Annotated in this window: 13 protein-coding genes; 6 read left to right on the top strand and 7 right to left on the bottom strand. The window is 62.5% G+C overall.

Annotated features, from left to right (window positions below):
• Positions 1 to 224: 224 nt before the first annotated feature.
• The 7 genes from CH290_RS23140 to dnaA all read right to left on the bottom strand — a co-directional run bounded on the left by CH290_RS23140 (position 225) and on the right by dnaA (position 8,629).
• Complete coding sequence (locus CH290_RS23140; protein ID WP_033189443.1) at positions 225 to 1,415, bottom strand: PDR/VanB family oxidoreductase; 1,191 nt, start codon at positions 1,413 to 1,415, stop codon at positions 225 to 227.
• The gene (locus CH290_RS23135) at positions 1,403 to 2,320 is read right to left on the bottom strand and encodes a metal-dependent hydrolase (RefSeq protein WP_033189444.1); all 918 of its coding nucleotides are present in this window, start codon (positions 2,318 to 2,320) and stop codon (positions 1,403 to 1,405) included. Before CH290_RS23135 ends, CH290_RS23140 begins: the two co-directional genes overlap by 13 nt.
• 185 nt (positions 2,321 to 2,505) lie before the next feature.
• Complete coding sequence (locus CH290_RS23130) at positions 2,506 to 3,054, bottom strand: DUF721 family protein (RefSeq protein ID WP_019665053.1); 549 nt, start codon at positions 3,052 to 3,054, stop codon at positions 2,506 to 2,508.
• Positions 3,055 to 3,057: 3 nt separating this feature from the next.
• Positions 3,058 to 4,284, bottom strand: a complete 1,227-nt coding sequence (gene recF, locus CH290_RS23125) for a DNA replication/repair protein RecF (RefSeq protein ID WP_026347783.1) — start codon at positions 4,282 to 4,284, stop codon at positions 3,058 to 3,060.
• Between the two features lie 3 nt (positions 4,285 to 4,287).
• Positions 4,288 to 5,283 carry a phosphogluconate dehydrogenase (NAD(+)-dependent, decarboxylating) gene (gnd, locus tag CH290_RS23120; protein WP_371828588.1) on the bottom strand — a complete coding sequence of 332 codons (996 nt, stop codon included), beginning with the start codon at positions 5,281 to 5,283 and terminating at the stop codon, positions 4,288 to 4,290.
• The gene (gene dnaN, locus CH290_RS23115; protein ID WP_026347784.1) at positions 5,283 to 6,467 is read right to left on the bottom strand and encodes a DNA polymerase III subunit beta; all 1,185 of its coding nucleotides are present in this window, start codon (positions 6,465 to 6,467) and stop codon (positions 5,283 to 5,285) included. The genes gnd and dnaN overlap by 1 nt, the downstream gene beginning before the upstream one ends.
• A 629-nt stretch (positions 6,468 to 7,096) precedes the next feature.
• Positions 7,097 to 8,629 (bottom strand): chromosomal replication initiator protein DnaA, encoded by a 1,533-nt coding sequence (gene dnaA, locus CH290_RS23110; protein WP_026347785.1) that lies wholly within the window; start codon positions 8,627 to 8,629, stop codon positions 7,097 to 7,099.
• Between the two features lie 645 nt (positions 8,630 to 9,274).
• On the opposite strand from dnaA, the gene rpmH reads away from it, so the two are divergent.
• The 6 genes from rpmH to rsmG all read left to right on the top strand — a co-directional run bounded on the left by rpmH (position 9,275) and on the right by rsmG (position 14,702).
• Complete coding sequence (gene rpmH, locus CH290_RS23105) at positions 9,275 to 9,418, top strand: 50S ribosomal protein L34 (RefSeq protein WP_026347786.1); 144 nt, start codon at positions 9,275 to 9,277, stop codon at positions 9,416 to 9,418.
• A 31-nt stretch (positions 9,419 to 9,449) separates the two neighbouring features.
• On the top strand, positions 9,450 to 9,842 hold the full coding sequence (rnpA, locus tag CH290_RS23100; RefSeq protein ID WP_026347787.1) for a ribonuclease P protein component: 393 nt from the start codon (positions 9,450 to 9,452) through the stop codon (positions 9,840 to 9,842).
• Positions 9,843 to 10,181, top strand: a complete 339-nt coding sequence (gene yidD / locus CH290_RS23095) for a membrane protein insertion efficiency factor YidD (RefSeq protein ID WP_033189446.1) — start codon at positions 9,843 to 9,845, stop codon at positions 10,179 to 10,181.
• A gap of 4 nt (positions 10,182 to 10,185) precedes the next feature.
• Positions 10,186 to 11,274, top strand: coding sequence for a membrane protein insertase YidC (gene yidC, locus CH290_RS23090; protein WP_033189447.1), 1,089 nt, complete (start codon positions 10,186 to 10,188; stop codon positions 11,272 to 11,274).
• A 24-nt stretch (positions 11,275 to 11,298) separates the two neighbouring features.
• Positions 11,299 to 11,937 (top strand): Jag family protein, encoded by a 639-nt coding sequence (locus CH290_RS23085; RefSeq protein ID WP_033189448.1) that lies wholly within the window; start codon positions 11,299 to 11,301, stop codon positions 11,935 to 11,937.
• A gap of 2,087 nt (positions 11,938 to 14,024) precedes the next feature.
• Positions 14,025 to 14,702 carry a 16S rRNA (guanine(527)-N(7))-methyltransferase RsmG gene (gene rsmG, locus CH290_RS23070; protein ID WP_019665065.1) on the top strand — a complete coding sequence of 226 codons (678 nt, stop codon included), beginning with the start codon at positions 14,025 to 14,027 and terminating at the stop codon, positions 14,700 to 14,702.
• Position 14,703: the final 1 nt, after the last annotated feature.

Genomic DNA, 14,703 nt, shown 5'->3' with positions numbered 1-14,703 from the left:
CCGGGTGGTGCCACCGCACGAGTCTGCTCGGCCGTCCTGCCTCACCCTGCGGGTAGGCCGTGACGGTGAGCAGATCCGAAGGGCTTCTCTGTTACCCGTCCATACTACTGGTACGTACCGACGGCATGGGGACGATGACACCCCGAAATGCCCCCTGGTTGCCTCACAGACGCATTTTTTCGCGTCCCGACGGCAAATATGGACAGCAGAATCAGCTCCGAGGGCTACAGATCGAGGACGATCCGTCCACCCGCTGCCCGCGACACGCAGATCAGCATCTCGTTCTCCTGCTCCTCGGGGGTCAGCCGAGTCTCGCGGTGTTCGGGAGTGCCGACGAGCACTCGGGTTCGGCACGTTCCGCAGAAGCCCTGCTGACACGAGTACGCCACGGACGGCTTCACCTCACGGATCGCCTGCAACGCCGTCTGTTCTGCGCCGACGGTGATCACGTCACCGGAATCGACCAATTGGACCTCGAACTCCACACCGTTCCGAACCGGAGGTGGAGAGAAACGCTCGAAGTACAGATGGGTGGCGTCGGTGCCGTCGACGGCCACGCGCACCGCGTCGAGCATCGGCGGCGGGCCACAGCAGTAGACGGCACCGCCCGCCACGCGACCGAGCAGTTCACTACCCGACGCGATCCCGTCGACGTCGTCGGTGCGGACGTTCACCCGTTCGCTGTCCAAGGCGAGAATCTCGTCGAGGAACGGCAGCGACTCCCGCGAGCGCCCCCGGTACTCCAGGTACCAGTCCATCCCGGAGGCGCGGGCTGCCCGCACCATCGGAAGGATGGCGGTGATACCGATTCCGCCTGCGACGAACACCGCCCGGCCGTCGGCGACGAACGGAAATCCGTTGCGCGGACCTGTCACGGTGACGGGCGTTCCGATCTCGAGTGCATGCATCTCCGCCGAACCACCGCCGCCGTCCGGAATGAACCGCACCGCAACGGTGTACGCGCGTGCATCCGACGGGTCACCGCACAACGAGTACTGCCGGCGTCGACCGGACGGCAGGACGAAATCGAGGTGCATTCCCGGAGCCCATGCCGGAAGTTCTTCGCCCAGTGCACTTTCGAATTCCAGCCGGACGACCTGTTGGTCCACGCACAGAACCTCGCGCGAACGGAGCGTCAATGCGATGTCGCGGACTACCGGCGCAGCCGCGTGGCTGTCGTCGAACTCGCCGTTGTCCAGCAACGCGAACCACTTGTCCAACGCGTCGGTGACGAGAGACATCGTCTGATCGGGCACGGCGCGCCCGTACAGATCCTGTGGAACCTGACGACCCTCACGAAAGGTGTCGACCGTTCTGGCCATGTCGGACAACCGCTTTCGCAGTCCCTGCTTCTTCTTGGACACCACGTGCTCGACTCTCGATTCCGGATTCGAAACCGCGGTCACCGTGCGCACGCTCGTGCGGCGGGCGACGTTGCCAGGTACTGCACGGCTTGCTCGGTCGACCCTTCGCTCGAGGGGTGGTAGTCACGGGCGAAGTAGCGAAGCGAGGCCTTCCAGATCATCTTGGGGCCGGGGAAGAGACCACGTGCAGCAACCGCGCGATAATGTCGAAGCGACGGCCGGCGTTGCTTCGCGGGCAGGTGAGCCAGCGTCGGATCGCGATCCATCAGGTACCGCACACCACGAGTCCAGAACCACACCAACGTGGGTGCGATCGCGACGTAGGTTCGGATGCGCCGGGCGGGGCGAACATCGAAGTACTGCATGACCTCGAATGCCACCGAGCGGTGCTCGACTTCCTCGGCCCCGTGCCACCGAAGCAGGTCGAGCATGGTCGGATCGAAATCGACCTCGTCGAGCGCACGCGCGTTGAGCACCCAGTCACCGAGGAACGCCGTCAGATGTTCGACGGCTGCGATCAGCGCCACTCGTTCCACCAAGCTGTTCCTGGTGTGCGTGCGCCTGTTTCCGAGCGCGCGACCGAACAGGAACTGCATCTGCTCGACGTACGGTGCGACATCGATACCGTGGGCGGTCAACGAATCGAGCACCTGGGTGTGGGCCGTGGCGTGCATCGCCTCCTGGCCGATGAAACCGATGACGTCTTCACGTAGGCGCTCGTCGTGAATCAGAGGAAGCGCTTCCTTGAAGGTACGGACGAACCACTCCTCACCCTCGGGCAGGAGTAGATGCATCACGTTGACCAGATGAGTCGCGAGCGGATCGCCGTCGACGTAGTGCAGCGGCAGAGCAGACCAGTCGAATCTGACGTTTCGAGCCTGGAGCACCACGCGGTCCTCCGGCTGTCGGTCGATCGCCGACCTGTCGGATTCTTCTTTGGCGTCGGGTGAGAACACACGGTCCCTTCGTCGTAGCGGGTCGGATCACGAGCAACGATCCCGATCTCGTTGCTTGTGATCGATCACCGAATTACGCTACGCACCGAGGCTGTGCAGAGCAACCAAGATCACCTTGATTCATCAGTATGATCCAAGCAATAGGGACAATTCACAGCGTCGGTCCGCTTCGGTAGGAGTTGAATCTACCCGTACGTGTCTCGCGGCCCGCGGCCCTTGATGTGGCGGTCGCCCTTACGCCAACTCTTGGTCGTGGGTCCGTGGATCTTCAAGGACTTCACGACGCCGTGTCCCACTGCCGCGGCGATCTTGGCCAGAATCTGCGCTTGCATCAAGCGCAGCTGCGTCGCCCACGCCGTGGACTCGGCGGTGACGCTCAGAACACCGTCCTCGAGTTTCGTCGGCGTCGCGTGGGACGCGATGTCCTCGCCGACCACCGCGGGCCATCGCCCGAGCACCGTACCTTCCGCCACCTTGTCCGACCATCCGCGTTTCTGCGCGATCGACCCGGCGAGCGAACCCAGAGTCTGCGGGTCACGGTCGTCAGGACCTGCACCGGACCATCCGCGCTTACGTCGACCTCGAAGTGCGCGGACGCCTCCCTTCGGCGAAGAACGCCCCTGCCCGACGGATTTGCCGCTCGCCTTGGCGGCAGCTCGCGCGTCCTCGAGGGCACGGCGCGCCAAGTCGACGCCCTTGAGCTCGTCCGTTCCTTCGCCTGATTCTTCGTTCACGTCTCATACTCCTTCGGTGGAGTCGACGGTGGCGTCGATCGGGGTTATCGTCGAGATTCGTTCCGAACTATGTTGCACTGCTTCGACTTTCCACCGACGAGCATCGATCTCCGGCGGAATGTCCTCCGCGACGGCGGCGGTGATCAACACTTGCTCCGCCTCGGCCGCGACGGCGGCCAGGGCACTGCGACGCTTGCGGTCGAGCTCGGCGAAGACGTCGTCGAGCATCAACACCGGGTCGGTACCCTCCGCCCGTAACAACCGAAAAGACGCCAGCCGCAACGACAAGGCGTACGACCACGATTCACCATGGCTGGCAAACCCTTTCGCGGGCTGATCACCGAGCATCAACTCGAGGTCGTCTCGGTGTGGTCCCACCAGACAGACTCCGCGCTCGATCTCGCGTTGACGCATCTCGTTCAGCCGATGGAGAAACGCAGCTTCGAGCACATCGACGTCGTCGGGCTCCGGTACACGGGCTACATCCGCGAACTCCGGCGGCAGTACGTCCCCCAGACTGCTTCTGTATGTCACTGCGGCAGGGCGTGATTCAGGCGCAATGGATGCGTAGGACTCGGCCACCAACGGTTCGAGTTCGTGAACCAAGCCGATGCGCGCGGCCAGCAACTGGGCACCGTGCGCCGCGAGATGACCGTCCCACACGTCGAGCGTGGCGAGCGCGCTGGCACCGTCGGTCGACCGTGAGCCACGACGCAATGCCCCACCCGCAGTCTTCAGCAACGCCGACCGTTGCCGAAGCACCTTGTCGTAATCTGCTCGCACACCAGCCATTCGAGGCCTACGGGTGGTCAGCAACTCGTCCAGATAGCGACGTCGATCCCCTGGATCTCCCCGCACGAGGGACAGGTCCTCCGGAGCGAAGAGCACGCTGTGCAGAACGCCCAGTATCTCCCGCGGTCGGCGCACCGGGGAGCGATTCATCCTGGCCTTGTTGGCTTTTCCCTCGAGCAACTCGATGTCGATGGTCAGTTCTCGACCGAGGTTGACCACCGAGGCACTGGCGAACGCACGCTGTGCACCCGCACGGATCATCGGAGCATCGGAGGACACCCGGTGCGACGACAGCGTCGACAGATAGCCGAGCGACTCGAGCAGGTTCGTCTTGCCGTGACCGTTGGGACCGACGAACACCGTCGAACCCGGCTCGAGTTCGACGGTGACGTCGTCCCAGGACCTGAAGTCCCGCACGGTGAAAGAGCGAACGAACAAGATCTATTTCTTGGGATCGGGTGCGCGAAGAGTTTCTTCGGTCGACGCACGTTTGACGGCGTGACCACCGAACTGATTGCGCAGCGCGGACACGGCTTTCATCGCCGGTGAATCGTCCTGGCGGGATGCGAATCGAGCGAACAGGGCCGCAGAGATGACCGGTGCCGGAACCGCGTGCCGAATCGCTTCTTCGACCGTCCACCTTCCTTCGCCGGAATCCTCTGTGTAACCGGAGATTTCAGCGAACTCGGGGTCCTCGGCCAGCGCCTGAACCAGCAGGTCGAGCAGCCACGACCGGACAACGGTGCCCTTGCTCCACGCACGAAGAACACCATGAGTATCCTGCACGAGTTCCTCGGCCTCGAGCAGCTCGTACCCCTCGGCGTACGCCTGCATCAGCCCGTACTCGATGCCGTTGTGCACCATCTTCGAGTAGTGGCCGGCACCGACAGGGCCCGCATGGACGAAACCGTCGGCCCGCTCACCTTCCGGACGAAGCGCGTCGAAGATCGGCTGAGCGCGTGCGACATCGTCTTCCGATCCTCCGACCATCAGGCCGTAGCCGTTCTCGAGGCCCCAGACTCCGCCGGACACGCCTGCGTCGATGTAGCCGATGCCCTTCTTCGCCAGCAGTTCCGCGTTGGGTCCATCGTCGGTGAAGCGCGAGTTACCACCGTCGATGACGAGGTCGCCCTCCTCGAGGGCATCCGCGAGCCCGACGATGGTGTTTCGGGTGATCTCGCCCGACGGGACCATCACCCAGACGATGCGCGGCGCGGTGAGCGCCTGCGCCAGACCCTCGAGCGACGGGGTATCCGTGACCTCGGGCCGCGGGTCGTAACCGATGACTTCGTGGCCGTGCGAGCGCAACCGCTCGCGCATGTTGAAGCCCATCTTTCCGAGGCCGACCAGTCCCAGCTGCATGCGAAGTGTCCTTTGCGTCGAAGATGCTGCCGATGATGAGGGCGTCCACCGACGTCCTCGCGGGTGGTACCCGATCAGCCGGGAAGGCGCACCGGCATCAGCAGATACGTGTAGGCGCTCTGCGGTGCCGCGAACTTACCCGAGGAATCCGGTACCAGTTCATCATCCGTCGTCGGCCGGAGAACCGCAGGCCTACTGGGAGTCGTGAATCCGAATGTGACCTTCTCGCTGTGCAGCGACGACAACCCGTCGATCAGATAGCCGGGGTTGAACGCGATGGTCAGCGGCTCACCCTGGAAGTCGGCGAGCAGTGCCTCCTCGGCCCGACCGGCATCGTCACCACCGGCCGACAGCAGGACGCCTTCGGAGGAGAACTCGAGGCGAACCTGCGCACCACGCTCGGCGACGAGCGCCACACGCTTGATCGCTTCGACGAGAGGTGCGATCTCCACGACGGCAACCGCCGTGTGCTCGGGTGGCAACAGCTGTCGGAACTTCGGGAAGTCGGCATCGAGGAGGCGCGTCGTCGTCCGACGACCTCCGCTGATGATGCCGAGGAGGCCGTCGGCGCCGATCGACGATCCGGACCCCAGAGCGAGCTCCACCGGCGAACTTGCGTTGCCCGTCAACGTCTTTGCCGATTCCGACAACGTACGGGCCGGGATCAGGACCTCGGTCTTGGTCTCTCCGCCGACGGGCAGCCACTCGAGCTCGCGGACTGCGAGCCGGAAGCGGTCGGTCGCCGCGAGGACGACCGTCGTGCCGTGGATTTCGACGCGGATACCGGTGAGCATCGGCAACGTGTCGTCCTTGCCTGCGGCGACGGCAACCTGCGCGATTGCCTCGGAGAACACATCCACTGCGATCGACCCGGTCTGCGTCGGCAGCTCGGGCAACTGGGGGTAGTCCTCGACGGGCATCGTCGGAAGCGAGAATTTCGCGCTTCCGCAGTTGATGAGCACCCGGGTGCCGTCGACGCTGACGTCGACGGGCTTGTTGGGAAGCGACTTCGTGATGTCGGCGAGCAACTTGCCGGACACCAGGACGCGACCGGAAGTCGCCACTTCCGCAGAGACGCGGACCTGAGCCGAGACTTCGTAGTCGAAACCGGAGACGGTCAGACCTTGGTCGTCCGCGGCGAGCAGTACACCACCGAGCACTGGTACCGGCGGCCTGGACGGCAGGCTACGAGCAACCCAGGCAACGGAATCGGAAAAATCTTCGCGAGCAACGCGAAACTTCAGACTTCCAAGCTCCATCGCTCGGTTTTTCCTCTCGTTCGGCAGCGGATCGTCTCGAAGGGGTCTTCGTCGAGCATCGGGTGAGCTCGTTTACCGGTGCGTCAAAGAGTCTGACACAGGCTGCGGTGATGAACACCGTATGCCCTTCGTGACCAACTTGAAAGCGGAACGTCCCGACGGCGGGCGCCGACGGAGACCCTCGAGCGACCCTGTGAACGGATTGGTCCCCAACACCTGTTTTAGAAGAGATTCCTTCGAAGAGAAAATCTTCTTATTAATAGGTCCTGTGGAATCTGTGCACACACACCATGCGGCGCTGGTCGTCAGGCGTGGTGTCGTGGGGATGAACTCTGAACCAATCGGTGGCCAACTCGGGACCGCCTGTGGACGAAATTCGGCGGTGCACAGGCCCTCACAGTTCATCCCCAGAAGTCCTCCACTATCCACATGGTTATCCACAGGTGTGAATCAATGGAGTGAAGTACGAAAAAAACTCCTCGGTACCGACTCGAGGGTTGTTTCCGGAGGTCGAAACATGACCTGGAACACACCACATCCCTCGAGTCACGACGTGAAACGGCGCGAGCCCCGTACCTCCGGGTGACTCGCGCCGTGATCGTTCCTCGAGGGATGTCCGAGCGGTGTCGCTAGCGCTTCGAGCGCTGCTTGATCCGCGCGGTGAGCTCCTGGACCTGGTCGTATACCTTGCGACGCTCGGTCATTTCCTTGCGGATCTTCTTGTCGGCGTACATGACGGTCGTGTGGTCGCGGCCGAAGGTCTGGCCGATCTTGGGCAGCGACAGATCCGTCAGTTCCCGGCAGAGATACATGGCGATCTGCCTGGCCATGGCCAGGGCGCGGGCCTTGCCGGGGCCACACAGGTCGTCGATGGTGGTGTTGAAGTACTCGGCCGTGACCGCCATGATCGTTGCCGCGTTGATCTCGAGGCTCGTCGAATCCGGCATCAGATCCCGGAGTACGACCTCGGCCAGCGTCAGATCCAGTGCTTGTCCGTTCAGCGAGGCGAAGGCTGTGACGCGAATCAGCGCACCTTCGAGCTCACGGATGTTGCGTTCGATTCGACTGGCGATCAGCTCGAGGACGTCGTGGGGAACGTCCAGGCGATCCATTCTCGCTTTTTTGCTGAGGATCGCGATCCGAGTTTCGAGCTCGGGCGGCTGGACGTCGGTGATCAGACCCCATTCGAATCGCGTACGCAGGCGCTCCTCGAGGGTGGCCAACTGTTTGGGTGGCCGATCGGAGGACACGACGATCTGCTTGTTCGCATTGTGGAGGGTGTTGAAGGTGTGGAAGAACTCTTCCTGGATACCTTCCTTGCCCTCGATGAACTGGATGTCGTCGACCAGCAGCACGTCGGTTTCGCGGTAGCGACGCTTGAAGGCGACTTTGCGGTCGTCACGAAGCGAGTTGATGAAGTCGTTCGTGAATTCCTCGGTGGAGACGTACTTCACGCGCATGCCGGGGAAGAGTCGCTGCGCGTAGTGCCCGGCGGCATGCAACAGGTGAGTCTTGCCCAGACCCGACGCGCCCCACACGAACAAAGGGTTGTAGGCGCGGGCCGGAGCTTCGGCGATCGCGACGGCGGCCGCGTGAGCGAACCGGTTGGAAGCACCGATGACGAAGGTGTCGAAGGTGTACTTCGCGTTGAGACTTCCCGCACCCGGGGTGGTGGTGGTCGTCTCCGGCGGCTTGGTGAAGTAGGTCGGCCACGAGTTCTGCACACTCGCGAGCGCTTCTCGCTCGTCGTCGACTTCCTCGTAGTCCGCGGTCTCCGAGTCCGACGGCTCGTCGTCGGAGCTGGTGAGGAAGCGGCGCCGATACGTCGGAGAGCTCGGAGTCTCGGGATAGCCGGTCCGTTCGGGCTCGGGCTTCTCGTCCTCGGGAGCGGAGATTCTGACGCCGAGGCCTTCGACTCCCTGGCCGAGATGACGGCCGAGTGCGTGCAGAATCGGCTCACGTAGGTCGCGTTCGATCGCTTCCTGCGCGAAGGACGACGGCACCGCGAGCAGCGCGAACCCCTGTGTCAGAGTGAGCGGCTCGACCAGAGCGAGCCATGCCTTCTGACCTTTGGTCAACGGTTGACCACTGTGTCTGTCGGACGTCAACTCCGTGACAACCTCTGGCCAGACGCGCGCCAGCGCACCCGGATCGTCGCTCACGGCGCCTCCTACTAGACCAAACCGAACTGTGCAGATTTCAGCGAAACGAAGATCGCCGAAGCGGTCATGCGGCGCTTCGATGTCGACTAGCGTCACCGACGGCGAACGGATGCCGGCGAGTTCGAAGACGGACATTGCGCGCGCCCGGTACGAATATGCCACCTGCGGGCTGTTTCCACACAATTATCCACAGGTGTGGATGAACGACACCGGTGTTACCCCCGAACGTCGAAATCCGTCGAAAAACGGCCACTCATGGTCCCTGAGCTGCAATGTTGCGTTCGACGAAATCCTCGAGCTACGGAAGAATCCTGTCGACGGCGTCGCCGGCACGCGTCCGAGCGGTTATTCACACACCTCTGTCCCCACCCTTGTGGATGAATTACACCGATGTAGTCTTCTGGGAGACGAATTGCTTGGGTCGTTCCTTCAGGCTCCCCACCCGGTTGGGCGAGTTTGACCCGTCCGCGCTCCATCAGTACTCTCGAACAGTCACCCGAAGCGAGGTGACCGATGCTTGCTGGGTGTTTACAGTTCGGTGGTCGGCCTTCTCGCTGTGGGATGTAATTCGAGTTCGACCGAACTCGGTACTACCGCCAGTAGGCGCCTGGAGTGGGCGCCGAAAATTTTCGAGGAGTGTTGACCGTGGCCAAGGGCAAGCGGACGTTCCAGCCGAACAACCGACGCCGCGCGCGCGTTCACGGCTTCCGTCTTCGTATGCGTACGCGTGCAGGTCGTGCAATCGTTTCTGCGCGTCGCGGCAAGGGCCGCAAGGAACTCACCGCCTAAATCATTGTTCGTCTGAGTTACGGAGCTCGGGGTGTTACCTGAGCCGAACAGACTGCACCGCAGCGCGGATTTCTCGCGTGCCGTGCGTCGAGGCCGTCGAATGGGAAGACAAGACGTGGTTGTTCACGCGTTCGCGCGAGACGACGCACGTTCGGTCTTCTCTGTCGGCTCCCCCAGATTCGGACTGATCGTGAGCAAGGCAGTCGGGCCGGCGGTAACTCGTCATCGAGTTGCGCGCCGGCTTCGGCATATCTGCGCTCAGCTCGTGGTGGATGTGCCGCCGAGCACCGACGTGGTGATCAGAGCTCTACCAGGAGCTTCGGTGCTGACGTCGAAAGAACTGCATCGTCAGGTCCGGTCCGGACTGAAGAAGATGGGCTACCTGGATGCATCCGGCCCCACTGCGTCGAAAGATGCATCGTAAATGAGCCTCCTCCCTCTCGTTCGTTCGCTCCCGGTGCGAACACTTGTCTTCTCGATCGAGCTGTACCGCAATTACGTGTCTCCGCTTCGGCTGCCGACCTGCAGGTTCACCCCCACCTGCAGTGAGTACGCCGTCGACGCGTTGAAGACCCACGGTGCAATCAAAGGCTTGATCCTCGCTTGCGCACGCTTGCTCAAATGCGCCCCCTGGCACTCTGGAGGTTGGGATCCGGTGCCCGAGCGCGGTTCGTGGCGACACCGAACCAGCAGCGACGCAACACAGACTTCGACCGAAGACATCCACTCGTTCGTAGGAGTGGACGAACAGAGGAGTACATAGACCCGTGCTCGATTTCATCTACTATCCGGTCTCCTGGATTCTCTGGGTATGGCACAAGGTGTTCGGCGCCGTTCTCGGCGACGACAACGGCTTCGCCTGGGCGCTGTCCGTGGTGTTCCTGGTGTTCACGCTTCGCTTGATTCTGTACAAACCCTTCGTCAAGCAGGTGCGTACGACTCGGCAGATGCAGGAGTTGCAGCCGCAGATCAAGGCCCTGCAGAAGAAGTACGGCAAAGACAAGCAGCGCATGGCCGTCGAAATGCAGAAGCTGCAGAAGGAGCACGGCTTCAACCCGATCATGGGTTGTCTCCCGGTCCTTGCGCAGGCGCCCGTCTTCATCGGCCTGTTCCATGTGCTTCGGTCCTTCAACCGAACCGGCACCGGATTCGGTCAGCTCGGTCTGAGCGCACAAGAGACTCGATCGCTTCCGAACTACGCGTTCAACGTCGACGACGTCAACTCGTTCCTGGACGCCCGCTTGTTCGGCGCTCCGATCTCGGCCTTCATCACGATGCCGCAGGATCAGCTCGACGCCTACGCCAACCCAGACCTCGGTCTCGGGATCCCGGCTGTGTGGACGATCGTCGCAGTGTCGGTGCCGCTGATGATCATTGCGGCTGTCGCGACACACCTGAACTCGCGTGCGTCGGTCGCGCGTCAGAGTGAGGCTGCAGCGGCCAACCCGCAGTCCGCGATCATGAACAAGCTCGCGCTGTACGTCTTCCCCCTCGGCGTCCTGGCGTTCGGTGCGTTCCTGCCCATCGCCATCCTGCTCTACTGGGTGAGTAACAACGCGTGGACCTACGGTCAGCAGCACCTCGTGTTCGGCAAGATCGACAAAGAGGAAGCAGCGAAGAAGCAGGTTGCCCTCGAGAAGCGATCGGAGAACGCGCCGAAGCCCGGAGTGAAGCCCGTCAGCAAGCCCAAGCCCGGTGCACGTCCGAAGCTTTCGAAATTGGCTCCCGACGATGTTCAGGCAAGCGGACAGGTCGAGGACGGCGACGCGGATTCGACCGGCAGTTCCTCCGGCGCCGCGAAGCCCAAGCCGCGACCACAGGCCAACCGAAGCAAGTCCAAGCGCAAGCGTCGCTGACGCGGGGATACCGAGGATCAAGAGATGTCTGCAGATACCGATCAAGAAACGAACACGGACAACGCGGTGAGCGCTGGGGATGGAGCGAGTGAGGTCGTGGTGGTCGACACCGAGCAGTCGGACAAAGAACCTGTAGTTGCCGAACCCGAGAATGTCGATGCCGCACAGGTCGACGACGAGGACATCGACGACGAGGATTCGGAAGACTACCTCGTCGAAGAAGGCGAGATCGCCGGCGACTACCTCGAGCAGTTGCTCGACGTTCTCGACTTCGACGGCGACATCGATCTGGACGTCGAGGGCGATCGCGCGGTTGTGAGCATCGACGGTGGCTCCGACCTGTCGAAGCTCGTCGGACGCAAGGGCGAGGTCCTCGACGCGTTGCAGGAACTGACTCGTCTTGCGGTTCAGCAGTCGACGGGCGAGCGCAGCAAGCTGATGCTCGATGTCGCCGGTTGGCGCGCCAACCGACGCAGTGAACTGAGCACCTTGGGTGTGGAAGCGGCACGTCGTGTTCTGGAAAGTGGAGAACGCGAGGAGCTCACGCCGATGACTCCCTTCGAGCGGAAGATCGTGCACGACGCCGTCGCGAAGATCGACGGCGTGGACAGCGAGAGTACGGGCGTCGAGCCGTCCCGACGAGTGGTCGTCGTGAAGGCGTAGTCACCGACGTAGATCCCGTCGAGTCGAGTCTCTCGACGAAGATGTCAGCTCGAACCGAAAGCCCCCGGCAATCAGCCGGGGGCTTTCGTGTGTCAGGACTAGGTCGAATTGCATCGATGTTATTCGTGGACCGGTTTGCATTTACAAGTGTTTTCCGGTGCAGTCCAGTGTGGCCGTGAAACGTCACTGTGACAGTTTCCTACGCACGTCGTGTCGGACAGCTCGATCATCGACATAGCGTCGACGCCGATGCGCGGAGTGGGTGTGTTTCACGTGAAACTGGGAGCCGCCTCGGTCGGTTCGACGCATCGGATCGGTTATCGATGGACTGACCGTGTCGGAATCTCAGCGAGGTTGGATCCAGACTTCGGTGATTGGCGGCGGTTTGGTGCCGGGTATAGCGGAGCCGGATCACGGCGACCCTAGCGAGGGCGTCAACTCTTCGGTGACCATTCGGCGCCGCGTCGATATCGAAAGTCGGAACGGGTCGTCGTTCGGACGGCCTGTTTCACGTGAAACCCGATGGGCGTGCCGACGGGATTCGGGTTTGGGTCGGAGCCGTACGCGGCCGTAGGTGTCGGTGGGTCGTGGTCCGTCGTCGGATCGTCTCCCACTCCCCCGGCTGTAGGCGGTGTTGGTTGTGAGATCCGAGACCGCCGGAGTCACGTCGTCACCGTGTTTCACGTGAAACTTGGGTGACTGGTGGAGGTGCGAATAATTTATGGTTCGAAATCATCATTGTTCGAGAGGATCAGTCGAGCGTCGCCCGATCGTCAATGTCCACTCAGGGTCCGGTTCGCAGGATCCGACCGATGGAGCCGTACTGGGTCACGTCTGACAGCCGACTGCTGATGTTGCATTGATGGTCGCATCGGCTCGGTAGCGCATTGTTCCGAATGCGAGAAGGAGACTCGACGGCGAACCGCGGATTCTCCGGCGTCGGAACGAACGGTCGGCCACACAACCCCATACGCGATGATCGGAGAATCGACGGTGGGAGTCCGATTGCGAGACATCCGGGCCGGCGGGTCTGCGAGGAGTGCGCCCGGTCGTGAAGTGATCCGGCGGCCTTATGTATCGAACGAAGGTCGAAGAAGAGAGTTTGGTGTCTACGTGGCGGGATTTGTTTGTAAGGGTCCGCCCGATGACAAGAGGCCGGTTCGGGTCGGAACCAGGCACCGGCTGGAACCGGCCGCGGACTCTCGGGGGGCGGTGCGGTGCTGATGCACGATCGAGTCTGGAACGGTCGGTCCGGCCGAGACGCGTTGGTTCCGCGAAGAAGGCCGGATTCGCAGTCGAGGGTTATCGCACAAAGAGGTGTGCGCGATGGACGTGGTCGAGTGGATAGAGACTAAACACCGAGTTGGGAATGCCCAAGCCCGAGTGCGCCTGTTTCACGTGAAACCAGGATGCGGCTTTGCGACCCGATGGGCGGGTCAGTGGGCAGCCATGTAAGTCGTGTCGTGACGGACCCGAAGTCGGTAGCTCACTGTAGACCGGCGGTATCGAGTCTGGTCGGTCGCGATCTGTAGATGACCACACCGGAGCCGACCCTGTTGCCTTGTTCCACGTGAAACGTCAAAACGGGCGTGGCTACGATCCCACGGGTGCCGGATCGTCGCGGATGCGCAACGAGTTTCAAGACAGGCGAACTCCCCCGTCAATGTTCGTACACGACCGCTGCCAACTTCCTTGAGCTCATCGACGGCCTCCGGAAACCGTCGCAGTGAGCCCGCCGGGGCGCCTGAGCGATATGAAGTTGAAGTGCGTCCGTCCACTGCGAGCGAACCGGTCACTGAACGGTGACGAGTGGGTCCGAACCAAGCTGGGTCGAAGGCGTCCAGGAATGATTGCCGAACTGTCAAGCACTGTGTGTCCGTCCAGCGGGGCGGTGGTCGAATCTCCAGAGTTCGGCTCCGAGGCAGCCATGCCGCTGCAGGCGTCTCTTGTCGGCGGCCGACATCCACGGGGTCACATCCGATCGGGTGGAACTGTTTCACGTGAAACTCCACCGATCGTACGAATTTGGGTGATTTCCGAGCCAATACGCCTCGAGGGTTTGGTGAAGCGACCCCGTACACGGGAGGATGGAGGACGTGCAACCAGAGCCGCTTGATGACGACAAAGTATTGGCCATCGCCGAGCGCGTGTTCGGTCCGCGGCTCGATCTGGCACAGCAGTATCACGAGTCGTTGGCGACGCTCGGTGTCGAGCGAGGGCTGATCGGTCCGCGCGAAGTTCCTCGGTTGTGGGAGCGGCACATCTTGAATTGCGCCGTAGTCGGTGAACTGATCGACGAGGGCGAGCGTGTGGTGGACATTGGAAGCGGAGCGGGGTTGCCCGGTATCCCTCTCGCGATTGCGCGTCCCGATCTCCACGTGACACTCGTCGAGCCGCTTCTTCGACGCACCGTCTATCTCGCTGAATTCATCGAGGGCGCCGGGCTGGATGTGTTGGTGGTCCGGGGCCGCGCCGAGCAGCCGGGCGTGAAGAAGGAAGCAGGTGGGGCCGACGTCGTCACCTCCCGCGCCGTTGCCCCGCTCGAGAAGCTCGCCAAATGGTCTCTCCCGCTGATCCATGAACGCGGGCGGATGCTCGCCCTCAAGGGAAGTAGCGCCGAAGAGGAAATCGAGCGCGATCGCTCTTCCCTTGGTCGCATGGGTGCTGGCAAGCTGGAGGTCGTCAAGTGTGGCGTGGACATTGTTCCGACGCCGACGATCGTGGTTCGTGCCGAACGAGTCCCCCGTCGCTTTCCGCGTTCATGAC

The sequence above is a fragment of the Rhodococcus sp. 06-156-4 genome (assembly GCF_002259345.1).
In the GTDB taxonomy this organism is placed as follows: Bacteria; Actinomycetota; Actinomycetes; order Mycobacteriales; family Mycobacteriaceae; genus Rhodococcoides; species Rhodococcoides fascians_E.
The sequence above is the reverse complement of the archived record's forward strand: the minus strand, read 5'-3'. Positions and strand labels throughout refer to the sequence as shown.

Coding starts and splice junctions, on each gene's coding strand:
- dnaN (WP_026347784.1), bottom strand. CDS start 6,467: ATGGAGCTTGGAAGTCTGAAGTTTCGCGTTGCTCGCGAAGATTTTTCC.
- yidD (WP_033189446.1), top strand. CDS start 9,843: ATGAGCCTCCTCCCTCTCGTTCGTTCGCTCCCGGTGCGAACACTTGTC.
- CH290_RS23085 (WP_033189448.1), top strand. CDS start 11,299: ATGTCTGCAGATACCGATCAAGAAACGAACACGGACAACGCGGTGAGC.
- rsmG (WP_019665065.1), top strand. CDS start 14,025: ATGGAGGACGTGCAACCAGAGCCGCTTGATGACGACAAAGTATTGGCC.